Below are 23,284 nucleotides of genomic sequence, written 5' to 3'. Positions count from 1 at the left end.
ACTCGGGCGACGTCCCCTGCGCTCGGGCGACATCCCGGGGTTGCTGCGATCGAGTGGTGGGCTTCCGGTGCCCGGCGTACCGTCGAACGGTGGACTCCCGAAAGGGCGACCCCGCATGACCGGTGGACCGCGCCCGGCTCCCGCAGCGCAGACCACCGCCAAGGACACCGGCGGTGGCGGGAACGCGATGGCCCTGCTGGTCATCGCCTCGTGTCAGCTCATGGTGGTGCTCGACATCACCATCGTGAACATCGCGCTTCCCGACATCCAGCGCTCCCTGGACTTCTCCACGACCAGCCTGTCGTGGGTGGTCAACGCCTACACGCTCACCTTCGGCGGCCTGCTGCTCCTCGGCGGCCGGGCCGGTGACATCCTCGGCAGACGGCGCGTCTTCATCTTCGGTGTGCTGTTGTTCGTCCTGGCGTCCCTGCTCGGCGGGTTCGCCCAGAACGGTGGTCAACTCCTCGCCGCACGCGCGCTGCAGGGCATCGGAGGCGCCATCGCCTCCCCGACGTCCCTCGCCCTGATCAGTACGACTTTCCGCGAGGGGCCGGAACGCAACCGCGCGTTCGGGGTGTTCGCGGCGGTCTCCGCGGGCGGCGGCGCCATCGGGCTGCTGGCCGGCGGCGTCCTGGTGGAGTGGCTGAACTGGCGGTGGGTGCTGTTCGTCAACGTGCCGATCGGCCTGCTGATCGCGCTCGCCACACCGCGCTGGATCAAGGAGTCCGAACGCCACCCGGGCCGCTTCGACTTCACCGGCGCGCTCACCTCCACCGTGGGCATGGTGCTGCTGGTCTACGGGTTCATCCGGGCGGCACAGGACGGCTGGCGGGACGCCCTCACGCTGGCGTCGTTCGGCGCGGCCGCCGTCGTCCTGGTCGTCTTCGTGCTGGTCGAGCGAAGGTCACGGCAGCCGATCACCCCGCTGCACATGTTCGCCGACCGCAACCGCGCGGGGACGTACGGCATCATGCTGTGCCTGGCGGCGGCGATGTTCGGCATGTTCTTCTTCCTGACCCTCTTCGTGCAGAACGTGCTGGACTTCAGCCCGCTGCAGGCCGGGCTGGCCTTCCTGCCGGTCAGTGCGGTCATCGCGATAGGGGCCGGGCTGGCCTCGAGATTCCTGCCGGTGTACGGGCCCAAGCCGTTCATGGTGCTCGGCGGCATCCTCGCCGCGGTGGGCCTGGCCTGGCTGACGCTGACCGACGTGCACTCCACGTACGCGGGCAGCGTCCTCGGGCCGATGCTGGTCTTCAGCCTCGGCATGGGCATGGAGTTCGTGTCGCTGACCCTGATGGCGCTGTCCAACGTCCCCACGGCGGAGACGGGCGCGGCCTCGGGTCTGCTCAACGCCACGCAGCAGGTGGGCGGCTCGCTCGGACTGTCCATCCTGGTCACGATGTTCGGCACGGCCAGCACCAACGAGGCGGAGAAGCAGATCCCGCTCTTCCTGCGGCAGGCGACCCCGGCCGAGCGCCTCCGGTTCGAGCGCACCGGGGACCTCCCGCCGCCCTGGGCCGACGAGGTGCTCACCGCCGGAGTGTCGGCCGCGTTCATCATGGCGGCGATCTTCACGGCGCTCGCCGCGCTGATCGCCCTCGTGGCCATCCAGGTCCGGCCCTCCGACCTGCAACGCCTCCAGGGCGGGATGGGACCGGCCGGCCCGGCGTGAGACCGCGGTGGTCCGCCACGCGGGCGCCGCGCGGACGGCCGTGCCGAAGCCGCTGTCGTCACCCGGCCTCGTACCTGCCGCTCGTCGTGCGGTACGCGTCACCGTCGCGCCCTGCGTCGGCTTCTGTCCGGCGGTGTACGTCTTCGACGCGCCGGTGGCGGCGCTGCACGCCCTCTGCGCGCCGATCGCTCTCGGCGTCCTGTCGCCCCTGCCCGGCTCGGGCACGCCCCGCCGCCCCGGACACCGCGTCGGTGGCGCTGCTGAGCGGGATCGGCGCGGAGTGCGCCGCCATGCGGCGAACCTGCGCGGTCTGCGTCCGGTGCCCGGCCCAACGGCGCTGGAGGATGGTCGAGCAGTTCCTCACGGCGCCCGCGCCCGCGGCCCGGTGGGCGCGTGAGGCGGCTGGGTCGGCGGCCGCGGCGGCCGTCCGGGCGGCCGGGCGGCCGGGTTCCCGCCGGGAGGCGTCCGGGCACGACGTGGAGCACTGGCTGACGACCCTGGCGGCCGAGCTGGAGGCGATCGGCGGCGAGTACGGCGATTCCGGTGTCACGGCGCCTCGGCACCGGCGGCCGGACGGTCCTCGCTGGTCAGGGCATGGGCGAGCGGCAGCCGGGCGAGCGCCAGCACACCGGCGGCGACCAGGGTGACGCCCAGCAGCTGGGGCAGGAGCCACCAGCCGGTGCGCACGGACTCGGCGTAGACCGTGATCCCGAGGGCCAGGCTGACGCTCGCGTCGCCGAGCGTCAGGGCGGGCTGGGACGCGACCAGCGGCCCGGCCTGCATCGCGTGCTCCAGCAGGAACAGCGCGGACGCGCCGTACAGCGCGAATCCGTAGGTCTGCCATGTGGTGAGGAACGCGGTGAGACCGCCGTCGTCGAGGGTGTGCATCGACGTCTTCATCAGCGCGGCGGTCGTCGCGTAGGCGACGGCGGTGGCCAGTCCGAAGCAGGCGGCGCGGGCCCGGCCCTCGGGGCGGCGCAGCCCGGCGACCACGAGGCCGACGAGAGCGGCGGTGCAGACGGTGACTGCGGGGATCCAGTGGTCCATCGGCACCTGGGTGCGGTTGCCGTCCGGTGCCGCGGCGGCGAGGGCGACGGCGAGCCCCGTCACCACGGCGGCGACGGCCGCCCAGCCGGCGCGGGGCAACCGCCCCCGCAGCACCACCGTGGCGATGACGAGGGCGAGCGGCAGCTCCAGCACGAACAGCGGCTGGACGATCGTCAACGGCCCGGTCGCGAGGGCCACGGCCTGGCAGACGGCCGCTGCCACCACGGCGGCGATACCGGCGAGCCAGACGGGGTGACGCAGCAGATCGAGCATGAGCCCGGCGCGGAGGTGGTCGGACCGGGGGACGCTCAGGGCCGCCTTGCGCTGGAGGACGGTGGCGAGGGCGTTGCTGAGGGCGGCGCCCAGGGCGAACAGGACCGGCACCAGCATGTCCACCGTGATCCTCCGGGATGATCGGACGGCTCGTCCCTCTCCGGCTCCGCTCCCGCCATGGTGACCCCGCTCCCCCGCTCGCCGCCAACGCGCACCGCGCGTCCATGGGGTCACGCCGAGGAGGGGCTGGGGCGTGCCCGCATCCCGGGCCTCGGGCGGCGCTGGGGGCGCCAGGTGGTCACGAGGGCGGCGGCCAGGAGCAGCTCGGCGAGGTCACCGCCGTAGTACATGAGCTCGGCACCGCCGCGGACCTGGGCGGCGGGCGCGTGCACGTCGACCCAGTAGCCGCCGTACATCAGCTGCGAGACGACGGCGTGCCCGGCGATGGCGAAGCCGAGGCAGACCAGGCGGGCGGGTACGCCGGGGCGGCCGGGTGCCGGGTCCGGGCCCGCGATGGCGTGGGCGAACAGGCATCCGGAGAGCAGGAAGTGGGCGAGCAGCAGCCAGTGCCCGGCCGGGTGGCCCGTGGCCGTGGTGTGCAGCGGTGTGAAGTAGAGGACCGCGAGACTCCCCGTGGACAGGAGCAGGGCCACCACAGGGTGGGTGAGGAGGCGGGCGGGACGGCTGTGCAGGGCCGTGGTGAGGCGGCGGGCCGAGGACGCGGGCAGGGTCCGCAGCAGGAGGGTGACGGGGGCGGCGAGGACCAGCAGCAGTGGGGCGTACATGCCGACGAGGAGATGCTGGGCCATGTGGCCGCGGAAGTCGTCGTGGGCGAAGGACGCGAGGGGTGGCAGCAGCGCCGCGGCCAGCAGGAGCAGACCGGTGGTGAAGGCGGCGGTGCGCCGTGCGCTCCAGCCCAGCACCGGGTTGCGGCGGCGGGCCGTGTGCGCGAGACGGAGGTAGCCGGCGGCGCAGGCCAGCAGGGCGAGCGCGGGCAGCAGTGTCTCCAGCGGGCCGGTGCCCGGGTCCGGCGCCTGGTGGTGGGCGGGGTGGTTCATCGGGCGTCGCGCCCCGTGCCGGGGGCGGTGAGGTCGAGGGGGCGGCCGCCGCGTTGCAGGAGCCATCCGCCGGCGACCAGGAGCGCGCCCATGAGGAGGAACCCGAGATCCCACCAGAGCTGGCCGTCGCCGGCGTACACGTGGTGGATGCCGAGCACATGGTGGTCCAGGACTCCCTCGACGAGGTTGAACAGCCCCCAGCCGGTGAGCATCCAGCCCCAGAGCACCCGGGAGGTCCACACGCGCCGCCGGTCGTGGGTGACCCGGGAGTAGAGGATCGCGAGCCCGGTCAGGACCGCGAGCCAGCACACGGTGTGGAAGATGCCGTCCCACACGGTGTTCATCCGCAGTCCGGGGACCGTGTCGGGGTCGTAGTACTTCACACCGACGCGGTCCTGGTCGGTGCTGGTGAGCATGTGGTGCCACTGCAGCAGCTGGTGCAGCAGGATGCCGTCGGCGAATCCGCCCAGGCCCACTCCGAGCACGATCCCGGGTAACCGCAGATCGGCCGAGCGCTCATCGGGGTTGCCTGTCGTCGCCATCGGTGCCTCTCCGTCCCTCGCCGGTCCGCCGTCCTTCCGGTGTGCCGTCCGCCGGCGATGCGGAGTGGGCGGCACCTCTTACGGACTATCAGCGCACATCGGCCGCCGCTGCCCCGTATTCGGCCGTTCTGCCCCCTATGGCGCGTCGGTCGGATGGGGCCGCTCCTTCTACGCCGCCTCATGGAGCAGCTCGGGCCCGTTGTTGCGCACGTCGTTGACGGCCGTGGAGACGGGGCGGGCGTGCAGGTGGCCGTCCGCGGGGCTGGTCAGAAGGTTGCGCAGGGCGTCGGGGTCCTGGTGGCGGGGGTCGAGCCACGCGTCGTAGTGGTCGGGGGTGAGAGCGAGCGGCATGCGCGGGTGGATGTGGCCCGCGGCGTCGGTGGCCTCGGTGGTGATGACGGTGCAGGTGATCAGCCAGGCGGCGGGGTCGTCGTCCTGCTCGATGTCGGGGTTGCGCCAGAACTCGTACAGCCCGGCCAGCGCCATCACCTGGTCGTCCTCGCCGTGGATGAAGTACGGCTGTTTGCGCTTCCTGCCCGTGGCCGGATCCTCGATCTGGCGCCATTCGTAGAAGCCGTCGGCCGGCAGCAGGCACCGGCGCTTGACGAACGCCCGGCGGAAGGCCGGCTTCTCGTGGACGGTCTCGACCCGCGCGTTGATCAACCGGGGGCCGATCTTCAGGTCGTCGGCCCAGGACGGCACCAGGCCCCACCGCAGGGTGCGCAGCTGCCTGCGCACCTCGTCGCTGTCGCGGTCGTGCCGCGGGCGGCGTTCGAGAACGGCGTAGACCTGGTCGGTCGGGGCGACGTTCCAGCTCGGCGCGAGCGCCTTTTCGGCCCGCCAGTCGGCGACCTGGAACAGCTGGACCAGGTCGTCGGGGCTGCGGGTGGCTACGTATCGGCCGCACATACCGCCACTGTGCCACCGGCGCGGCCCATCGGGGCGGCGCGTCGACCGTGTCAGACGATCGGCTCGCCGATGCCCAGCAGGTTCCCCTCGCTGTCCCGGAACCACGCGCCACGTTCCCCGCGCGCCCCCTTGCTCGGGTAGTTCCCCTCGATCTCGGCGATGCCGTCCTTCGTGCGGAAGCCGGGCAGGTCCACCTCTTCGAACACCACGCCGCGCCGCTTGAGCTCCGCCACGACCGTGTCGAGGTCGTCGATCTCGAAGGCCATCTGGGTGAACGTGCCGGGCGAGCTCCCCGCCGACTGGAACAGCGCGAAGTCACCGGCCGCACCGCGGTACAGGAGCCCGCCGGGGCGTTCGTCGACCGGCTCCAGTCCGAGCTTCTCGGAGTAGAAGCGCCGGGCGCGGTCGAGGTCCTGGGCGGGGAGCCTGGTCGCCACGCGGGCCCGGGCGAGCGTGCCCGTGTCGTCTGCGTTCATGCGTCCACTGTGCCGTGTCCCGGAGCCCGTGGCCTGTCGTCAGGGCCCGCACTGCATCCTTCATGCTCAGTCCTGTTCGAAACAGCTCGGTATCGAGCACATATTGACATGCAATCGCCAAGCCCGCAGAGTCTTGCTCCGACAGTGATGCAGGCCGCCCACCGAGGAGTGTTGCCGTCATGTCCCCAATTCCCGCTGTCTCACGCCGACTTCTGCTGGGCGGCGCCGTCGCCACGGGCGCGCTCGCGGCCGGGATGTCCGCCGCGGCTCCGGCCGCCTCGGCCGCGGCCGGTCCGGCGCCGAGCCGCAGACCGGGCCAGAAGTCGATGATCGGTGTGCCGTTCGACGCCCACAGGACCGTCCGGGTCGCCGTGATCGGCCTGGGCAACCGGGGCTCGGGCATGGTGACGGGCTGGGCGGCCGTGCCCGGCTGCACAGTCACCGCCGTCTGCGACATCCGCGCCGACCGCGCCCGGCGCGCCGCCGACCGGCTGGTGAGCAAGGGCGAGCCGCGCCCCGCCGAGTACGGCGGCTCGGCCGAGTCGTACGTCCGCATGCTGGAGCGGGACGACATCGACCTGGTGTACGTCGCCACCCCGTGGGAGTTCCACTACGAGCACGGCCGGGCCGCGCTGCTGAGCGGCCGCCATGCCGTGGTGGAGCTGCCCATCGCCACCGAGCTGCGACAGCTGTGGGACCTGGTCGACACCTCCGAGCGCACCCGCAGGCACCTGCTGCTGGCCGAGAACTGCAGCTACGGCCGTAACGAGCTGGCCATGCTGAGGATGGCGCACGACGGGCTGTTCGGGGAGATCACCAACGGCCACGGGGGTTATCTGCACGACCTGCGCGAACTGCTGTTCTCCGACACCTACTACACCGACTCCTGGCGGCGGCTGTGGCACACGCGCAGCACCGCGTCCCTGTACCCCATGCACGGCCTGGCCCCGATCGCGGCGGCGATGGACGTCAATCGCGGCGACCGCATGGTCACCCTGCGCGCCACCGCGACCGCGCCGAGGGGTCTGGCCGACTACCGCGAGCGCTTCGTCCCCAAGGGGCACCCGTCCTGGAAGGAGACGTACATCAACGGCGATCTCATCACCTGCATGATCGAGACGGCGAAGGGCCGGACCATCCGGGCGGAGCACGACGTGAGTTCGCCGCGGCCGTACAGCCGGATCAACACCCTCGCCGGCAGCCGGGGCATCGTCGAGGACTACGCGGGCCCGGCACCGACCGGCGCTCGCGTGTACATCGAGCCGGATCACAGCGGCCACTCCTGGCGGGACTTCGACAGCTACCGCAAGGAGTTCGACCACTGGCTTTGGCAGAAGGTGGGCGACGACGCCGCGAACAACGGCGGTCACGGCGGCATGGACTACATCCTGCAGTGGCGCACGGTCCAGTTGATGCGGGCGGGCCTCGTGCCCGACATCGACGTGTACGACTCGGCAGCCTGGTGCTCGGCGGTGCCGCTGAGCGCCGCCTCCCTCGCCAGGGACGGCCGCCCGGTGGAGATACCCGACTTCACCCGGGGCGCCTGGCGGGAGCGGCGGCCGGGCCTGGACTCGACGCCCACGGAGATGCCGCCGGTCGGCTGAGGCGGCCGGGGCCTCACCGCGTGCCTGAGCACGTTCACAGGCAGGAGTGTACGTTCGTACGCTCCTGCCTGCAGGGTGCCGCGCATGCCTGTTGACGTGCTGCGCCGGCCCGCCCCGGCCGAACGGCGGGCCCGCATCGCGGTCGCCGTGCTGTTCTTCACCGGCATCGGGGAACAAGGGAACAGCCATTGGCACTAAGGGAGTGATCTTGACCCCTCCGCCATGGACGTCCGCCAGACCTTGCTGGTGTGCCTGTCGACTTGCTGGTGTGCCTGTAGGCGCGGACGCGCACCGGTGGACCGGCTGAGGGCTGCGGACTTCAGTGGTGAGTTGCGGTGTCTCATGAGTGGCTGCGGCACACTTCCGGCTCGTGCGACGTCTGGTCCTGTCGGGGAAGCAGGAGCGGGGTGGTCAGGATGAGCAGTCCTGCGACCGTGAGCGCGGTGCGTGGGCTGGTGACGTCGGCGAGCAGCCCGGCGAGTGCTGTGAGGATCGCGATGGACGCCTGCTGGCCGATCGACCAGGCCGACAGGGTGCGGGCGACGAGATGCCTGGGAGTGTGTTCGAGCCGGTAGGTGGCCAGTACTGGGCTGTACAGGCTCATGTTGATGATGATCGCCAGCTCAACAACGATCACGGTGACGAGGCCGACGACGCCGGGACGGACAAAGGCCAGACCGATCAGCCAGACGGCGCGCAGTGTGCCGACGGTACGGAAGACCCAGTGCCGGCCGAAGCGGGCCACGACACGGCGGGCCAGCCGGGAGCCGATGAGTCCGCCGAGGCAGGGAGCGGCGAAGGCGAGGGCGTACTGCCAGGGTGGGAACCCAAGCCGGCGTAGCAGGAGCACGGCCAGCAGCGGCTCGGTGGCCATGATCAGACCGGAGACGAGCATTTGGTTGAGGTAGAAAGGCCGCAGACCGGGGTGGCCCATGATGTGTCGCCAGCCGTCGACCAGTGCGCCCGCCCGGACCGGGCTCTTGTCGGTCGTTCGCGGTGCTTCTTCTCGGCCGCGGATCGCGGTGATGCCCAACGCGGAGAGCAGGTAGCTGAGCGCGTCGGCCACCACGGTCGTGACCGGCCCGAACAGGCCGATCGCCGCCCCGCCCAGCGGTGGCCCGACCGCGATGGAGCTCCAGTTCGTGGACTCGAACCGCGCGTTGGCGACGAGCAGGTCATCCGGTCGGACGAGGGCCTTGAGACAGGCGCCGCCGGCCGCGTTGAAGGCGATCTTGGCTGCGGCGACCACGGCCGAGACCACCAGCAGTTGGACGAAACTGAGCCATCCGAAGGCGTAGGCGACGGGGATCGTCACCATGGCCGCAAACCGGGCCAAATCCATCATGATCATGACCGGGCGCTTGCGTCGGAACTCCACCCACGGCGCGAGCGGCACCGCGATCAGCGCACCCACCGCAGGCCCCACCGCGGACAGCGCGGACACCTCAGCCGGGCCGGCATGCAGCACCAGCACAGCGATCAGCGGCAACGCCCCGAACCCCAGCCCGGACCCATACGCGCTCACCGCATATGACGCCCACAGCCAGCCGAACTGCCGGCCCAGCCGTCTCCTGCCCACCATGCTCGGCGCACTCCCCTTGATGGCTCCACCCGAACAAACCGACGTTGACCGAGGAGAGATAAGCGGGCAGGACAACAGCAGGTCAAACAACTGATCCGCCACCAATCCACAACCATCAGTTGTTCACTAAGGTGGGTCGGCGTGGATCTCCAAGCAGTACGTACCTTCGTCGCCGCCGCGGAAGCGGGCCAGTTCCAGAAAGCCGCCGCCGACCTGTCGATCACCCAGCAGGCCGTCTCCAAACGCATCGCCGCACTGGAGCACGACCTCGGAGTGCGGCTGTTCACCCGTGCCCCACGCGGCGCTGAGCTCACCATCGACGGGCAGGCGTTCCTGCCCCATGCACGCGAGCTGCTGCGCGTCGCCGAGCGTGCAGGCGCGTCCGTGCGCCCGGGCCACCGTCCGCTGCGCGTCGACGTGATCGCCTCGCGCAGCGCGCAGTCGAACCTGATGCGCGGCTTCCATCGCGCACACCCCGAGATCGACCTCGACGTGCTGATGCTCTTCGACATCGAGACGGCCGTCACCGCCATTCGCTCCGGTGAGATCGACGCGTCCTTCCGCGCCGTCGCCGCGCCGGGCCGGCCCCTTCCCGGGGACATCGCGTCCGTCCGGGTGCTCGACGAGCCGCTCCAGCTCCTCACCGGCCCCGCCCATGCACTGGCGGGCGCCCGGTCGGTGACCGTCGCTCAGCTCGCCGGGCACCGGATCTGGATGCCTGGCATCGCCCCCGGTACCGAGTGGGGCGCCTACTACGACGACCTCGTCGCCGAGTTCCGCCTCACCATCGAAGTGACCGGCCCCAACTTCGGCTCCGACGCACTCCTCGACACCATCGCCGACACCCCGGCCCTGGCCACCTTCATGGGCGAACACACCCGCCTCATCTGGCCCACCGACCACGGCCTGCGCCGTATCCCGGTGACCGACCCGACACCCGTCTACCCGCACTCGCTCCTCTGGCACCGAGACAACCCCCACCCGGCGCTGGCCACCCTCCGCACCTATCTCGCCGCCACGACGGCCGGCCAAGACGCCGCCGGGACTTGGGCACCGAGCTGGGTGATTCCTCGCTGAACGGCTCCCGCCCGTGCGGCCGGCCTCAGGCGGGGCACCTGGGTGAAGCGGCGGGTGCGGTAGGCGGAACCGACCGCGCCGCCGCGCGAGCGGCAGGGTGAGCCGGGCTGTGCGTCGCACTTCGGAGACGGTCCGCGCTGGTCGGCGCGTCCGGGCGGAGCCAGTTGCTGACGTCGACCGGTTCGGCCAGCGTGCCGTGGCCCGGGCGGGCGGTCTCGTCGCCGCAGCCGGCATGGGCCTGGCGCTGGCCGTCCCCACCGTGCCGGGCACGGCCCTCGGCTTCGCCGCGGCCGGGCTCGGGGTGGCGACCCTGGTGCCCGCGGCGATGCACGAGACCGACGAACTGCCCGGCCCCCAAGCCCGGTTCGGGGCTGACGATCGTCTCGTGGCTGATGCGGCTGGGCTTCCTGCTGTCGCCGTCGGCGGTCGGGCTGGTCGCCGACGCCACGAGTCTGCGGGCGGGCCTGCTGGTGATCCCCCTCGCCGGAATCCTGGTGATCTCCCTCGCGGGAGTGCTCCGGCCCCGGCGGAGCGGCTGAGTGTACGTTCGTACGCTCCAGGGTGTACGGTCCTCCGCATGGCGACGGACCACTTCGCGCAGGACCCGCGCACCAACTTCGAACGCATGCTGGCGGGCGACCTCTACATCGCCGACGACCCGGAGATCGCCCGCAGGCAGCAGCACGCCGTCCAGCTGGCCGCCCGCTACCAGGCCGCCTACGCCGAGGACGCCGGCACCGCCCGGCCGATCCTCGCCGAACTGCTGGGCCGCCTGGGGGACGAGGCCTATGTGCGGCCGCCGCTGTACGTCGACTACGGCAGCAACATCACCATCGGGGCGCGCACCTTCGTCAACTACAACCTGACCGCGCTCGACGTCGCGGCGATCACCATCGGGGAGGACTGCCAGATCGGTCCGAACGTGCAGCTGCTCACGCCGACGCATCCGCTGGAGCCGCAGCCCCGGCGCGACAAGCTGGAGGCCGCCCTGCCCATCACCATCGGCGACAACGTCTGGCTGGGCGGCGGCGCCATCGTCCTGCCCGGCGTCACCATCGGCGACAACTCCGTCATCGGCGCGGGTGCCGTGGTGACCAAGGACGTGCCCGCGGGTGTCGTCGCCGTCGGCAATCCCGCGCGCCCGGTCCGCACCCTGTAGGACTGTCGTCATGGCAACCGGACACACCGATCCCCGGCGACGCGAACGCATCATCGCGGCCACCCTCGACCTCATCGCCGAGGAGGGGATCGCGCATGTCTCCCACCGGAAGATCGCCGCACGCGCCGGGGTTCCCCTGGGCTCGATGACCTACCACTTCAGCGGCATCGACGAGTTGCTGCGCGAGGCGTTCAGCCGCTTCACCGACCACATCGTCGCCGTCTTCGACACCCATCTCGGGGCCGCGGCCGACCGCGACCAGGCCCGGACGGCCGTCGCCGATCTCGTGCACAGCCTGTCCGAGGAGAGCCAGCGCGACCTGGTGCTGACCCAGGAGCTGTACACCCTCGCCGCCCGGCGGCCGGCCTACCGGGAGCTCACCCACGAATGGATGCGCCGCAGCCGGGTCCACCTCGAGAAGCACTTCGATCCGGACACGGCCCGCCAACTCGACGCGCTCATCGAGGGCCTGACGCTCCATCGGGCACTGGCGAGCAAGCCCCACGACCGCGCCCTGACCGTCGAGGCCATCGCCCGTATCACTGAGCCGGCGGACCGGCGCTCCCCCTGACCGCCCGTGCGGCACCGTCCTGACGCCGGTGCCCGCACGGGCACGTACGACCCGGCCCCGCAGGGGTCCGGGCACGACGACGACAGGCCCGCACCCCTGAGGGGTGCGGGCCTGTCGTGCTGGTCCGTGCGGGACGCGAGGACGTCAGACGAGAACGATGTTCTCCGCCTGCGGGCCCTTCTGGCCCTGCGTGACGTCGAAGCTCACCTTCTGGCCTTCGTGCAGCTCACGGAAACCCTGGGCGGCGATGTTCGAGTAGTGCGCGAAGACGTCGGCGCCGCCGCCGTCCTGCTCGATGAAGCCGAAGCCCTTTTCCGCGTTGAACCACTTCACAGTACCGGTGGCCATATCCATACTCCTAGACAGTTTCGGGCCCACACCGTGCGGGCCTTCACATCGCTGTAGATGATTACCTGCCCGGGATAAATCCGCTAACGCAAAGGGCAACCACAACCGCAACAGCCACCGAGCCTAGCACGAAATAACGGGCGGCCGAGGGATCCCCGATTCACCGGAAAGTTCCTCCCGGCGCGGTGAAAGGAAAAGCTCGTCCCGCTCGACACCCATATCTGGTGCGGCGAACGGAGGTTTTCACTCGTCGGTTTTCTCTGGTGCCCCGGCCGGACGGCCGGCCTGCGCGTGGGTGCGGTGCGCCGCCTCCAGCTGGTCCTCGAGGTCGACGATGCGGCTGGCGGCCTCGATCGGCGTCCCCTGGTCGACCAGTTCCCGCACCCGTGCCGCGATGCGCAGCTGATGGCGTGAGTAGCGCCGGTGACCGCCTTCCGAGCGGCTCGGAGTGATCAGCCGCGTCTCACCGAGGGCACGCAGGAACGCCGGGGTGGCACCGATCAGCTCGGCGGCCCTGCCCATGGTGTACGCCGGGTAGTGGTCGTCGTCGAGCCGTTCGCCGGCCGGCGGCCGGACTTCCGTGTCCAGCCTGTGCTCCGAGGGCATGCGCACCTTTCCGCGGGTCGCCCGAGGGACGCGGCCCGCCACGGGGAACCTGGTTTCCCCACAGGACAACTCTAGTCGCGCCGACAGCTTTTCTGCCGCGGCGGGCAGGACGGAGGCCGGAAGACTTCCGTCCGTGTCCGTCGGAAGCGTGACGACCGCGCGTCTGGGGCGGACGTGGCCGCGCCTGACGGGTGGACCGTGGCCGCGCGTGACGCGCGCCGCCGGCCCCGGGACAGGAACGCCTCGACGCGGCACGCCTGCGCGGCCGCGACTCGCCCTCGCGGCATATTTCCGTGGCCGGGAAGGGGAATTTTCGGTGGCCGTCCGGAATATTCCCGTCCATGGCACCGATCGGCCGTCAGGCGAGTGAAATTGCTGACCGTGCATCGCCGATCACGGCGTGATAGTGTCGAGATCAGTTGCAGTCGTGGTTGCCAGAACGTTTTCCGACGGGGTGATCATCGCGGCGACCGGAGTCCCCGCAGGAGGAACTCCGAACACCGTTCCGAAGGAGAAAACAATGGCAACCGGTACCGTGAAGTGGTTCAACGCGGAAAAGGGCTTCGGCTTCATCGCGCAGGACGGCGGCGGCGCCGACGTCTTCGCCCACTACTCGAACATCGCCACCCAGGGCTTCCGCGAGCTGCAGGAAGGCCAGAAGGTGAGCTTCGACGTCGCGCAGGGCCAGAAGGGCCCGACGGCCGAGAACATCGTTCCCGCCTGACCCGCACGCACACGCACATCGCAGCTGGGGCCCGCACCTTCGGGTGCGGGCCCCAGCTCGATCCTTTTCCGGGCGCCTCGACGCGCCCCCACCCCGGTTCGTTCTCGCGATACTCCGCGCAGCCTCACCGCGCGATTTCCTTGATACGTGCCGCATCAAGGAAGTCTGGTCTCGCATGAGCCGAGCACGTACACCCCGCACCCCTGCCCGCTTCGGCCGCACCGCGGCCGGCCGCTCCGGCGCCCCGCGTCGCGCCCAGAGCGTCGGACGTCAACCGGCCGCCCCCCAGGCCGAGTTCGCCCTGCCGGTCACGACGACGCCCGCACTGCCCGCCGTCGAGTCGTTCGCCGCTCTCGACCTGCCCGCCCCGGTCCTGGCCGCTCTCGGCCGGCAGGGTGTGACCACACCGTTCCCGATCCAGGCGGCGACCCTGCCGAACTCCCTGGCCGGCCGTGACGTCCTCGGGCGGGGTCGCACCGGCTCGGGCAAGACCCTCGCCTTCGGCCTGGCGGTCCTCGCCCGCACCGCGGGCCGGCGTGCCGCGCCGCGACAGCCCTTGGCGCTCGTCCTGGTACCCACCCGCGAACTCGCCCAGCAGGTCACCGACGCGCTGACCCCCTACGCCCGCGCCGTCCAGCTGAGGCTGGCCACCGTGGTCGGCGGAATGTCGATCGGCAAGCAGGCCGCTGCCCTGCGCGCCGGTGCCGAGGTCGTCGTGGCCACGCCGGGGCGGCTGAAGGACCTGATCGACCGGCGCGACTGCCGGCTGGACGAGGTCGCCGTCACCGTCCTCGACGAAGCCGACCAGATGACCGACATGGGCTTCATGCCGCAGGTCACCGCCCTGCTCGACCAGGTGCGCCCCGGAGGGCAGCGGATGCTGTTCTCGGCCACCTTGGACCGCAATGTCGACCGGCTGGTGCGCCGCTACCTCCACGACCCGGTGGTCCACTCCGTGGACCCGTCCGCGGGCGCCGTCACCACGATGGAGCACCACGTGCTGCACGTGCAGGACGCCGACAAGCGCCGCGCCACCACCGAGATCGCGGCACGCGACGGCCGGGTCATCATGTTCCTGGACACCAAGCGCGCGGTGGACCGGCTGACGAAGCACCTGCTGAGCAGCGGCGTGCGCGCCGCCGCCCTGCACGGCGGCAAGTCCCAGCCCCAGCGCACCCGTACTCTCACGCAGTTCAAGAGCGGGCAGGTGACCGTGCTGGTGGCGACCAACGTCGCGGCGCGCGGCATCCACGTCGACAACCTCGACCTGGTCGTCAACGTCGATCCGCCCACCGACCCGAAGGACTACCTGCACCGCGGCGGACGTACGGCCCGCGCCGGCGAGTCCGGCAGCGTGGTCACCCTGGTCACGCCGGACCAGCAGCGTGACATGAGCCGCCTGATGGCCGCGGCCGGTGTCACCCCGCGGATCACCTCCGTACGCTCGGGCGAGGCGGAGCTGAGCCGCATCACCGGGGCGCGGGAGCCCTCCGGTGTGCCCGTCGTCGTCAACGCGCCGGTCGTGTCCGCGAAGTCGTCGTCCGCCTCGTCCTCGTCGCGGGGGCGCCGCCGTCGTGCAGCGCAGGGCGGGCCCGCGGGCGAGGCGGCGCGGCGCAGGGCACGGCGGCAGACCGCACGGTCCGCGGCCGCCTAGAGCCGCCGGATCAGGGAGTTCACCCGTCTCGCGATCGAGCAGGAGCAGTTGTGACACCGATTCAGGCACCGCGACTTCAGGCAGCACCCGCCCCCGTACCGTTCGTCGACGTCACGGACGCGTCCTGGCCCCGGGTCCGTGACGACATGACCGTCGAGGTGGCGCTGTCCGTCATGGCCGGTGCCCGGGTAGGGCATCTGCTCCTGTGCGACGGCGACGACCAGGGCACGGGTTCCGTGACCCGGGCCCAGCTGGCGGTCGTCCGCGACAGCAGCGCGTACACGGACCGGATGCGGCTGCGGGACGTCCTCTCCGCGCCGGCCGTCCCCTTCCCCAGCAGTCCGCTCCCCTACTCCCTGTGAGGCGTCATGCGCTGTGTCATCGCTCGATACCCGTTCGAGCTCAGCAAGAACGGTGTGCTGGACACGATGAAGGGCATCACACCCGAGCTGATCACCGCTGAGTCCGTCACCATCGGCCGGCGCCGCTTCCCCGTGAAGCAGGTGGGCGAGGTCGTCACGGGTCAGGACCGCCGCGACTTCACCAGCGGGGAAGTCGTCCGGGCCATGACCCGGCTCGGCTTCACCTGCCACGAGCATCCCGACGCGGTGCGTGCCGCCCCGCCGCTCCGGACGGCTTCCGAACTCCTCGGCGGTCCCGCCTCCTGAGAGGCACGAGGAGCCGTCCCGGCGAACGGGACCGTGGGACAAAACCGCGGGAACAGAAACCGGGGACAAAAAGAAAAGACAAGGAGTACGCGCTCCTTGCCACTCTCAACTTATAGCGCACCGGGGGGCTTGCGGCAAGGCCCCCTCCGTACCGCAGAATCTCCGGCCTAGGCCAGAACCTGCGGAAACGGGAGAGTCGCTACGTGCATGGGGAATTGTCGACGTATGGGTCGCACAAAGGTGCGGAATCGCTGGCCTTCAGCGCCTTCGCTCTTCCCGACCGTCTCTCGGCCAAGGCCGACCCGGCGCTGATCGCCGCCGACGAGCAGCACTTCGCGGCGATCGCGGAATGCCTGGAACAGTCGATCGCCGAGGTGTCGGCCCGGCTCGACGCCGAGCGCCGGGCGCCGGGCGGCATGGGCCGGCACGCCATGGACCGGGACGCGGAGATCCACCGCCTGACCGCGCGGCTGCGCACCCTGCGCCGCTTCGGGCTGGACCTGTGCCTCGGGCGCATGGTGACCGCGGACGGCGGCGAGCCCGTGTACGTCGGACGGCTCGGGCTGACCGACAGCACGGGGCGCCGGCTGCTGGTCGACTGGCGTTCCCCGGCGGCCGAGCCGTTCTTCGGGGCGACCCACGCCAACCCGATGGGGCTGACCAGCCGCCGCAGGTATCGCTGGACCGACGGCCGGATCAGTGACTACTGGGACGAGGTGTTCACCCCGGACGGCCTGGACCGGCACGCCGCGCTCGACGACCAGTCCGCGTTCATCGCCAGCCTCGGCGGCAACCGGTCGGAGCGGATGCGGGACGTGCTCGGCACCATCCAGGCCGACCAGGACGCCATCATCCGCGCGGGATCCCGCGGCGCTCTCGTCGTCGACGGCGGTCCGGGGACCGGAAAGACCGTCGTCGCCCTGCACCGCTCGGCCTACCTCCTGTACTCCGATCCGCGGCTCGGGCACCGCAAGGGCGGTGTGCTGTTCGTCGGCCCGCACCGCCCCTACCTGGCGTACGTCGCCGACGTCCTGCCCAGCCTCGGCGAGGAGGGCGTGCAGACCTGCGTCCTGCGGGACCTCGTCGCCGAGGGGGCGTCGGCGACGGACGAGGCCGACCCCGAGGTGGCGCGGCTGAAGTCGTCCGCGGACATGGTGCGGGCGATCGAGAAGGCGGTCGCGTTCTACGAGGAGCCGCCCGCCGAGGGGATGACGGTCACCACCCACTGGTCCGACGTCCGGCTCAGCGCCGACGACTGGGCGGCGGCGTTCCGGGCGGCGGAGCCCGGTACCCCCCACAACGAGGCGCGCGAGCAGGTGCGGGAGGAGCTGCTCGCGATCCTGGTGGACAAGCACGACGGCGATGTCCCCGAGGAGTTGCTCCGCAAGTCGCTGCGGCAGAACCGGGAGCTGGTCACGGCCCTCGACCGGGCGTGGCCGCTGCTCGAGGCGGCGGACCTCGTGGCGGACCTGTGGTCGGTGCCCGCCTATCTGCGCCTGTGCGCGCCCTGGCTGAGCCGCGACGAGGTGCGCAGGCTGCAGCGCGCGGAACCCCAGGCGTGGACCGTGTCCGATCTGCCGCTCCTGGACGCGGCACGGCAGCGGCTCGGCGACCCGGAGACGGCCCGGCGCAAGCGCCGTCAGGAGGCCGTTCTCGCCGTGCAGCGCGAGCGGATGGCGCAGGTCGTCGACCATCTGATCGAGGCCGCGGCCGACTCCGGCGCGGACGGTGACGACGGGGTGGGCCTGGTGAGGATGCTGCGCGGCGAGGACGCGCGGGTCAGCATGGTCGACGAGTCCGAACTGCCCGTGGCCGACCCGGATCTGCTCGCCGGCCCGTTCGCGCACATCGTCGTGGACGAGGCGCAGGAACTGACCGACGCCGAGTGGCAGATGCTGCTGCTGCGGTGCCCGTCCCGGAGCTTCACCATCGTCGGGGACCGTGCGCAGGCCCGGCACGGGTTCACCGAGTCGTGGCGGGAGCGGCTGGAGCGGGTGGGCTTCGACCGGATCGCGTCGGCCTCCCTGAGCATCAACTACCGGACGCCGCAGGAGATCATGACAGAGGCGGAGCCGGTCATCCGGGCCGTGCTCCCGGACGCCAACGTGCCGACGTCCATCCGCAGCGGCGGCGTGCCCGTCGTGCACGGCTCCGTCTCCGAGCGGGATTCCGTGCTCGGCACCTGGCTCGCCGCTCACGCCGAGGGGACCGCCTGCGTCATCGGTGATCCCGACTTCCGGCCGGCGTCGTCCCGGGTGCGCTCGCTGACCCCGGAGCTGTCGAAGGGCCTGGAGTTCGACCTGGTCGTCCTCGTCGACCCGGAGCGGTTCGGCGCGGGCGTCGAAGGAGCGGTCGACCACTATGTCGCGATGACACGCGCGACCCGGCAGCTCGTGGTCCTCACGAGTCCTTGACGGGTCACGGTGCTGAACCGCCGTTGTCCGGTCGGGGTGTTATGCCTGGGTGGCCAGGCTGTCGCGGGTGACGGGGGCGAGGGGCGCCTGGCCCGCGGCGTAGCGTTCCAGTTCGGTCAGGGCCGGCGCGCTCATCCGCCGGGACTCGGAGCCGAGCGCGCGGCGATGTGCGGGGTGAGCATCACGTTCGGCAGGGAGTACAGCGGTGAGTCGGGGGGCAGGGGCTCCGGTTCCGTGACGTCGAGGACGGCGTGCAGGCCGGCGGTGCAGGCTGCTTCGAGCGCGGCGGTGTCGACCAGGCTGCCGCGGGCCGTGTTGACGAGGACGGCGTGTTCGGGAAGAGCCGCGAGTTGTGCGGCGCCGATCATGTGCCGGGTCTCCGGGAGCGCGGGGGCGTGCAGGCTGAGGACGTCGGCCTGGGGCAACGCGTCGGCCAGCGGGGCGGGTTCGGCGCCGGCGGCACGGATCGCCGCGGGGTCGGCGACCGGGTCGACGACGAGGACGCGGGCCAGGTCGAGGTCGCGCAGCAGCCGGACCACACGGCTGCCGATCCGGGAGAAGCCGACGATCACCACGGTCCGGCCGACGCCGGTGAGCTCGCCCCGGCTGTCGAGGTAGCTAGGTCCGGCCGGCCGGGGGCGTCGGCACTGCCGTCGACCGACACGCTGAGTGTGCCGTGCACGGTCCCGTCGACCGGGAGCGGCAGCAGACGGGTCCGTCCGTGCGCGCCGTCCAGCACGGTGCGCCGTCCGGTGGTGATGACGCGGGCGACGGCTTCGCCCACCCGCTCGTCGCCGGTCGCCGTGGCCGGAACGGTCCGCACGCCCGCGTCGCCCCGCAGGTGGAGAACCGTTCGTCCGGGCGGGAGTCCCGGGCCTCCGCCGCCGTCGGCCGTCAGGGCGCGCAGGACGGCGTGCGCGTCGTGGGAGCGCAGCACCCGGGTGAGCAGGTGCGCGAGCCGGTGGGTTCGCCCATGGTGTGTCACGCCGTTCAGACGGGCGACAAAGCGGACCGCCCCACCCAATCCTACGAGGCGGCGTTCGGTGCGGCTCGCCCGTCACCGGCTGCGTGCGACGCGGAGGTACTCCGGATGCATGACGGTGCGCGGTGGCGGAGGGTGGAGGTCTCCGGTCCGGCGCGCCGGACCGGCGATCGGTGACCGGGAAGGCGGTGGAGCGGTGGGCGGTAGTGAGCCATCGATGCGGGACGCATTGCAGGACCCCGTGCTGAGCCGGGCGCTGGCGGCTGCACTCCTGTCGCGCGCCGGAGCGGACATGGCCGTGCTCGACGATCACCTGCGGATCACCTGGGCGTACCGCGCACCGGGCGGGACGGCCGTGGACGGCGTCGGCCGCCGCTTCGACGAGGTGTACCGGCTCGACGACTCCGAGGCGTTCGAAAGGTTCGTACGCAGCGTGCGGTCCGGCCACGAGCCGGGTCGGCTGCGTCTGAAGGGGCACCCGGACGGGCAGGAGACGTCCGCGCGGAGCCTGCTGCTGACCGCCCACCGGCTGCACGACGCCTGCGACGAGCCCCTCGGTGTGCTCCTGGTGGTCAAGGACGAGACCCAGGCCGCTCGGGCACGGCGGCGCGCGGCCGTGCCGGCCGCGGTACGCGAAGCCGTGGGCAAGACCCTGGACCTCACGGCCACGGCGCGGGACCTGGTGGCCTGTCTCGTGCCCGGCTATGCCCACATCGCGACGGTGGACATCGTCGACGACGTGCTGAACGGCCAGGAACCTCCACCGGCCGCCGCGGCGGAGGCGAGCCCGATGCGACGCGCGGCCGTGCGCAGCACGGTGACCCTGGCCGCGCAGGCCGCCGCGGGCCCCCGCCTCAGCGCGCCGCGTACTCCGTTCGCCCGGACCCTGGCCGATCTGCGGCCCCGCCTGGTCGACCTGGACCCGGCCCTGTCGTGGCCCGATCTCGATCCTCGGTGGACCCGGGCGGTGCGTGAGGCCGGGGCGCACTCACTGCTCATCGCCCCGTTGGCGTTGCACGGGGCCGTCCTCGGACTGCTGACGCTGTACCGGTGCGCCGGGGACGATCCCTTCGCCGCCGCGGATCTCGACACGGCGGCCGACGTGGCCGCGCACGCGGCGCTGTGCATGGACAACGCGCGCCGCTATGCCCGCGACCACACGATCGCCGCGACCGTTCAACGGCGGCTCCTGCCGCAGTGGTCGGGTGCGCGGGCGGGATTGGAGACGGCCCATGTGCATCGCACCGGCGCTGGGCAGAGCTGCTGGTACGACGTGATCGACCTGCCCGGGGCGCGGACCGCGCTGGTCGTCGGATCCGTCGCGGGAGACGGCATCGACTCCGCCGCGACGATGGGCCAGCTGCGCATGGTCATCAGGTCGTTGGCGGAACTCGACGCCGCGCCGGACGAGTTGCTGGCCCGCCTGAACGAGTGCGCCCTGCGGCTGGCCGAGGAGCGGGCCGCGCTGCCGCCGGGCGACCCCCTGCACCGCGAGCCGCTCACCGCGACCTGCGCCTACGCCGTCTACGATCCGTCCACCCGGCATTGTGCGATCGCCTCGGCCGGACACGCTTCCCCGCTGGTGCTGTCCCCGGAAGGCACGCTGCACGAGCCCGACGTGGTGCCGGGGCCGGAACTGGGGTCGGCCGACCCGGAGCCGGTGACGTGCACCGGTTTCACGGTGGAGGAGGGCAGTGTGCTGGCCTTTCGCGGTGGGGGCTTCCTGCCGCCGCCCGGCCCTGCCGACGCGGCACTGCGGCGGGCGCTGGCCGGGGCGAGCCGGGATCTGACCGAGGTGTCCGACGCGATGGTCTACGCGCTGCCGGACCCGGCGGTGGGCGACGGAGCCGTGCTGCTGCTGTGCCGCACCCTGTCCCTGCCCGCGGATCACGTGACCTGCGTGGAACTCCCCCAGGACGGCACCAGTGCCTCGGCGGCACGGGCGGTCATCCGGGAGCGGTGCGCCGCATGGCACATCGACGACGACACCGCGCAGGCCGCCGAGCTCATCGGCAGCGAACTCGTCACCAACGCCATCCGCTACGGCGCTCCCCCGATCCGACTGCGGCTGATCCTGTCCGACGCGCTGACGTGCGAGGTGTCCGACACGGGCCGGGCGGCGCCGCGTCTGCGGCATGCGCGCACCATGGACGAGTCGGGCCGCGGTCTGTACATCGTCGCGCGGTTCGCCCCGCGCTGGGGCGTGCGCTACACCGAGGCGGGCAAGGTGCTGTGGACCGAGCAGTCGCTGGACCCGCCGGCTCCCGCCCTGGCCGGGCACGGGGCGCCGTGACGGCCGGGAGCCGGTCGGGGGGCATGCGATCGGTGGGCGTGCGGTCGGGGGCGTGTTCAGCTCTCCGCCGGCTTCAGCACCACGAAGTCCGCGTCGGCCCGGTCGAGGCACACGGCCAGGCGGCCGACGCCCTCCGCGTCCTCCGGGCCCATCTGCACGGTGCCGCCGTTCTCGGTGACCTTGGCGACCGCGGCGTCGCAGTCGTCCACCGCGAAGACCGGGTGCCAGTAGGGCCGCCCGTTCGTCAGTGACAGGTCCTCCTTGCCGAGCTCCATGAGGCCGCCGTGCATGCGCTCCTCGGGCTGCCCGGCCGGGGTGATGATGTGGTACGCGCCGCCACCTCCGGGCAGCTGCATCTCGCTGTACTGCCAGCCGAAGACCTCGCCGTAGAACTCCTTGGCCGCGGCGGCGTCGGTGGTCATCAGCTCGGTCCAGGACAGCGAGCCCGGCTGGTCCACCAGCTCGAGGCCCTTGCTGGTCCCCGGCTGCCAGACGGCGAACTGGCCGCCCTGCGGGTCGGTGTACTGGGCCATCCGGCCCCATTCGTCGAGGTCCATCGGCGCCACCCGGACGCTGCCGCCGGCCCGCTCCACGGCCTGCGTGGTGGCATCGGCGTCGGTGACGCTGTAGTAGATCATCCAGGCCGAACGGGCACCCTCCTCCGTGAGCTTCCCGAGCCCGGCGACGATCTTGCCGTCCTTGCGGAACATCCCGCCTTCCATGTTCTCGTCGTCCATGGACTCGTAGTCCCAGCCGAGCACCGCGCTGTAGAAGGCCGCGGCGGCCGGGACGTCGGGGGCACCGAGGTCGAGCCAACAGGGTGCCCCGGGAGCGTAGTCAGTGGTGATCACGGCGATTCCCTTTCGCTGAATCCTCTTCGTCCTCAGCGTGACACCCGCCACTGACAATCGCCCGTCGGTCCCGCCGTACGGGCCTACTCGGCGGCCACGATGCGCTCGACCGCGGCGGTGACGAGCTGCTCGCGCTCGGTCTCGGTGAAGACGTCCGGCAGGGTGAGCTGTTCCACGACGAGCCAGTTGAGAGCCAGGTAGAGCAGCTTGACGGCGGTGGCGTCGCCGGGGAGGCCGGACGCCTCGTGGTAGGCGACGTTCGCGTCGACGTCCGCGCGGACGCGTCCGGTGAGCAGCTTGCGCAGGGCGGGGCGGCGCGTGGACTCCAGGCGCAGTTCGAGCAGCGCCAGGTAGCCCGTGCGGAAGGAGGCGACACGGCCGACGAGTTCGCGCATCAGCTCCGCGTACGTCTCCCGGTCCCGGCCGGCGGCCCGCTGGCGGGCGATGGTGGCCTCGTCGGGCTGGAGCCGTTCGTAGACCCGGGCGCCGGCCTGGGTGAGCAGGTCGTCGCGGTTGGCGAAGTAGTTGGACGCGGTGCCGGTGGGTACGGCGGCCTCGGTGTCCACCGCGCGGAAGGTCAGCCCGCGCGCGCCGTCCCTGGCCAGCACCTCGATCGCGGCGTCGACGAGGGCGGCGCGCCGCTGGTCGTTCCTTCTCACCATGACCCGACTCCATGTGCCGCGCTCAGACTACTTCAGGCAGAGTACTACGGACGGAGTCATCACGGGACGGTTCGGCGGTCGTGCGGGCGCGCGGGAGGCATCGCGTTCGACG

24 protein-coding genes and 1 pseudogene are annotated in these 23,284 nt (G+C 71.9%); 12 read left to right on the top strand and 13 right to left on the bottom strand.

Features of this window, described 5'->3' with window-relative positions:
• The first annotated feature begins 187 nt into the window (after positions 1-187).
• A complete protein-coding gene (locus tag AB0412_RS10070) occupies positions 188-1,672 on the top strand; it encodes an MFS transporter (RefSeq protein WP_366402326.1) in 1,485 nt (494 codons plus the stop codon).
• A 58-nt stretch (positions 1,673-1,730) separates the two neighbouring features.
• On the opposite strand, the gene AB0412_RS10065 is transcribed toward AB0412_RS10070, so the two are convergent.
• The 6 genes from AB0412_RS10065 to AB0412_RS10040 all read right to left on the bottom strand — a co-directional run bounded on the left by AB0412_RS10065 (position 1,731) and on the right by AB0412_RS10040 (position 5,977).
• A complete protein-coding gene (locus AB0412_RS10065; protein WP_366402047.1) occupies positions 1,731-2,222 on the bottom strand; it encodes a hypothetical protein in 492 nt (163 codons plus the stop codon).
• Positions 2,219-3,115 carry a DMT family transporter gene (locus AB0412_RS10060; protein ID WP_366402046.1) on the bottom strand — a complete coding sequence of 299 codons (897 nt, stop codon included), beginning with the start codon at positions 3,113-3,115 and terminating at the stop codon, positions 2,219-2,221. Before AB0412_RS10060 ends, AB0412_RS10065 begins: the two co-directional genes overlap by 4 nt.
• A 107-nt stretch (positions 3,116-3,222) precedes the next feature.
• Positions 3,223-4,050, bottom strand: coding sequence for a cytochrome c oxidase assembly protein (locus AB0412_RS10055; protein ID WP_366402045.1), 828 nt, complete (start codon positions 4,048-4,050; stop codon positions 3,223-3,225).
• On the bottom strand, positions 4,047-4,592 hold the full coding sequence (locus AB0412_RS10050; RefSeq protein WP_366402044.1) for a DUF2243 domain-containing protein: 546 nt from the start codon (positions 4,590-4,592) through the stop codon (positions 4,047-4,049). Before AB0412_RS10050 ends, AB0412_RS10055 begins: the two co-directional genes overlap by 4 nt.
• Positions 4,593-4,760: 168 nt before the next feature.
• Entirely contained in the window at positions 4,761-5,501 is a 741-nt protein-coding gene (locus AB0412_RS10045) for an SOS response-associated peptidase (RefSeq protein ID WP_366402043.1), read from the bottom strand.
• A 50-nt stretch (positions 5,502-5,551) separates the two neighbouring features.
• Positions 5,552-5,977, bottom strand: a complete 426-nt coding sequence (locus AB0412_RS10040) for a VOC family protein (RefSeq protein WP_366402042.1) — start codon at positions 5,975-5,977, stop codon at positions 5,552-5,554.
• Between the two features lie 179 nt (positions 5,978-6,156).
• On the opposite strand from AB0412_RS10040, the gene AB0412_RS10035 reads away from it, so the two are divergent.
• Complete coding sequence (locus AB0412_RS10035) at positions 6,157-7,581, top strand: Gfo/Idh/MocA family oxidoreductase (protein WP_366402041.1); 1,425 nt, start codon at positions 6,157-6,159, stop codon at positions 7,579-7,581.
• A gap of 340 nt (positions 7,582-7,921) precedes the next feature.
• On the opposite strand, the gene AB0412_RS10030 is transcribed toward AB0412_RS10035, so the two are convergent.
• On the bottom strand, positions 7,922-9,163 hold the full coding sequence (locus tag AB0412_RS10030; RefSeq protein ID WP_366402325.1) for an MFS transporter: 1,242 nt from the start codon (positions 9,161-9,163) through the stop codon (positions 7,922-7,924).
• A 141-nt stretch (positions 9,164-9,304) separates the two neighbouring features.
• Between AB0412_RS10030 and AB0412_RS10025 the strand changes: the two genes are divergently transcribed.
• The 4 genes and pseudogenes from AB0412_RS10025 to AB0412_RS10010 all read left to right on the top strand — a co-directional run bounded on the left by AB0412_RS10025 (position 9,305) and on the right by AB0412_RS10010 (position 11,970).
• Positions 9,305-10,240, top strand: coding sequence for a LysR family transcriptional regulator (locus AB0412_RS10025; RefSeq protein ID WP_366402040.1), 936 nt, complete (start codon positions 9,305-9,307; stop codon positions 10,238-10,240).
• Between the two features lie 134 nt (positions 10,241-10,374).
• A pseudogene (locus AB0412_RS10020) lies at positions 10,375-10,779 on the top strand (MFS transporter); the annotation flags it as partial.
• 38 nt (positions 10,780-10,817) lie between these two features.
• On the top strand, positions 10,818-11,399 hold the full coding sequence (locus AB0412_RS10015; RefSeq protein ID WP_366402039.1) for a sugar O-acetyltransferase: 582 nt from the start codon (positions 10,818-10,820) through the stop codon (positions 11,397-11,399).
• A gap of 10 nt (positions 11,400-11,409) precedes the next feature.
• A complete protein-coding gene (locus tag AB0412_RS10010) occupies positions 11,410-11,970 on the top strand; it encodes a TetR family transcriptional regulator (RefSeq protein WP_366402038.1) in 561 nt (186 codons plus the stop codon).
• Between the two features lie 144 nt (positions 11,971-12,114).
• On the opposite strand, the gene AB0412_RS10005 is transcribed toward AB0412_RS10010, so the two are convergent.
• Both AB0412_RS10005 and AB0412_RS10000 read right to left on the bottom strand, forming a co-directional pair.
• Entirely contained in the window at positions 12,115-12,318 is a 204-nt protein-coding gene (locus AB0412_RS10005; protein ID WP_260830157.1) for a cold-shock protein, read from the bottom strand.
• A gap of 243 nt (positions 12,319-12,561) precedes the next feature.
• Positions 12,562-12,924, bottom strand: coding sequence for a MerR family transcriptional regulator (locus tag AB0412_RS10000; protein ID WP_366402037.1), 363 nt, complete (start codon positions 12,922-12,924; stop codon positions 12,562-12,564).
• Positions 12,925-13,444: 520 nt separating this feature from the next.
• Between AB0412_RS10000 and AB0412_RS09995 the strand changes: the two genes are divergently transcribed.
• The 5 genes from AB0412_RS09995 (at position 13,445) to helR (ending at position 18,384) form a co-directional block, all read left to right on the top strand.
• A complete protein-coding gene (locus tag AB0412_RS09995; RefSeq protein WP_161148376.1) occupies positions 13,445-13,648 on the top strand; it encodes a cold-shock protein in 204 nt (67 codons plus the stop codon).
• 175 nt (positions 13,649-13,823) lie between these two features.
• Positions 13,824-15,302: a DEAD/DEAH box helicase gene (locus AB0412_RS09990; protein WP_366402036.1), complete on the top strand. Its 1,479-nt coding sequence runs from the start codon at positions 13,824-13,826 to the stop codon at positions 15,300-15,302.
• Between the two features lie 146 nt (positions 15,303-15,448).
• On the top strand, positions 15,449-15,664 hold the full coding sequence (locus AB0412_RS09985) for a CBS domain-containing protein (RefSeq protein WP_366402324.1): 216 nt from the start codon (positions 15,449-15,451) through the stop codon (positions 15,662-15,664).
• Positions 15,665-15,670: 6 nt separating this feature from the next.
• Positions 15,671-15,970, top strand: a complete 300-nt coding sequence (locus AB0412_RS09980) for an SCO5918 family protein (RefSeq protein WP_366402035.1) — start codon at positions 15,671-15,673, stop codon at positions 15,968-15,970.
• Between the two features lie 203 nt (positions 15,971-16,173).
• Positions 16,174-18,384 (top strand): RNA polymerase recycling motor ATPase HelR, encoded by a 2,211-nt coding sequence (helR, locus tag AB0412_RS09975; protein WP_366402034.1) that lies wholly within the window; start codon positions 16,174-16,176, stop codon positions 18,382-18,384.
• Between the two features lie 131 nt (positions 18,385-18,515).
• Here the strand turns inward: helR and AB0412_RS09970 are convergent, their stop codons facing one another.
• Positions 18,516-18,959, bottom strand: coding sequence for an NAD(P)-dependent oxidoreductase (locus AB0412_RS09970; protein WP_366402033.1), 444 nt, complete (start codon positions 18,957-18,959; stop codon positions 18,516-18,518).
• Entirely contained in the window at positions 18,953-19,369 is a 417-nt protein-coding gene (locus tag AB0412_RS09965; RefSeq protein ID WP_366402032.1) for a hypothetical protein, read from the bottom strand. Before AB0412_RS09965 ends, AB0412_RS09970 begins: the two co-directional genes overlap by 7 nt.
• Before the next feature lie 214 nt (positions 19,370-19,583).
• Here AB0412_RS09965 and AB0412_RS09960 point away from each other — a divergent pair, with 214 nt between their 5' ends.
• On the top strand, positions 19,584-21,659 hold the full coding sequence (locus AB0412_RS09960; RefSeq protein WP_366402031.1) for a SpoIIE family protein phosphatase: 2,076 nt from the start codon (positions 19,584-19,586) through the stop codon (positions 21,657-21,659).
• 56 nt (positions 21,660-21,715) lie between these two features.
• Here the strand turns inward: AB0412_RS09960 and AB0412_RS09955 are convergent, their stop codons facing one another.
• Positions 21,716-22,510, bottom strand: a complete 795-nt coding sequence (locus AB0412_RS09955; protein WP_366402030.1) for a VOC family protein — start codon at positions 22,508-22,510, stop codon at positions 21,716-21,718.
• An 83-nt stretch (positions 22,511-22,593) separates the two neighbouring features.
• Complete coding sequence (locus AB0412_RS09950; protein ID WP_366402029.1) at positions 22,594-23,172, bottom strand: TetR family transcriptional regulator; 579 nt, start codon at positions 23,170-23,172, stop codon at positions 22,594-22,596.
• Positions 23,173-23,284 lie beyond the last annotated feature (112 nt).

This window comes from Streptomyces sp. NPDC052012 (genome assembly GCF_040689265.1).
Classification (GTDB): Bacteria; Actinomycetota; Actinomycetes; order Streptomycetales; family Streptomycetaceae; genus Streptomyces.
This window is presented reverse-complemented; position numbering and strand designations above follow the sequence as displayed.

Bases quoted from the DNA above. Each gene is read 5' to 3' on its own strand.
- AB0412_RS10005 (WP_260830157.1), bottom strand. From the start codon at position 12,318: ATGGCCACCGGTACTGTGAAGTGGTTCAACGCGGAAAAGGGCTTCGGC.
- AB0412_RS10045 (WP_366402043.1), bottom strand. From the start codon at position 5,501: ATGTGCGGCCGATACGTAGCCACCCGCAGCCCCGACGACCTGGTCCAG.
- AB0412_RS09950 (WP_366402029.1), bottom strand. From the start codon at position 23,172: ATGGTGAGAAGGAACGACCAGCGGCGCGCCGCCCTCGTCGACGCCGCG.
- AB0412_RS10055 (WP_366402045.1), bottom strand. From the start codon at position 4,050: ATGAACCACCCCGCCCACCACCAGGCGCCGGACCCGGGCACCGGCCCG.
- AB0412_RS09980 (WP_366402035.1), top strand. From the start codon at position 15,671: ATGCGCTGTGTCATCGCTCGATACCCGTTCGAGCTCAGCAAGAACGGT.
- AB0412_RS10030 (WP_366402325.1), bottom strand. From the start codon at position 9,163: ATGGTGGGCAGGAGACGGCTGGGCCGGCAGTTCGGCTGGCTGTGGGCG.
- AB0412_RS10000 (WP_366402037.1), bottom strand. From the start codon at position 12,924: ATGCCCTCGGAGCACAGGCTGGACACGGAAGTCCGGCCGCCGGCCGGC.
- AB0412_RS09990 (WP_366402036.1), top strand. From the start codon at position 13,824: ATGAGCCGAGCACGTACACCCCGCACCCCTGCCCGCTTCGGCCGCACC.
- AB0412_RS09995 (WP_161148376.1), top strand. From the start codon at position 13,445: ATGGCAACCGGTACCGTGAAGTGGTTCAACGCGGAAAAGGGCTTCGGC.
- AB0412_RS10035 (WP_366402041.1), top strand. From the start codon at position 6,157: ATGTCCCCAATTCCCGCTGTCTCACGCCGACTTCTGCTGGGCGGCGCC.
- AB0412_RS10050 (WP_366402044.1), bottom strand. From the start codon at position 4,592: ATGGCGACGACAGGCAACCCCGATGAGCGCTCGGCCGATCTGCGGTTA.
- AB0412_RS10040 (WP_366402042.1), bottom strand. From the start codon at position 5,977: ATGAACGCAGACGACACGGGCACGCTCGCCCGGGCCCGCGTGGCGACC.
- AB0412_RS09960 (WP_366402031.1), top strand. From the start codon at position 19,584: ATGCGGGACGCATTGCAGGACCCCGTGCTGAGCCGGGCGCTGGCGGCT.
- AB0412_RS10015 (WP_366402039.1), top strand. From the start codon at position 10,818: ATGGCGACGGACCACTTCGCGCAGGACCCGCGCACCAACTTCGAACGC.
- AB0412_RS10010 (WP_366402038.1), top strand. From the start codon at position 11,410: ATGGCAACCGGACACACCGATCCCCGGCGACGCGAACGCATCATCGCG.
- AB0412_RS09985 (WP_366402324.1), top strand. From the start codon at position 15,449: ATGACCGTCGAGGTGGCGCTGTCCGTCATGGCCGGTGCCCGGGTAGGG.
- AB0412_RS10070 (WP_366402326.1), top strand. From the start codon at position 188: ATGGCCCTGCTGGTCATCGCCTCGTGTCAGCTCATGGTGGTGCTCGAC.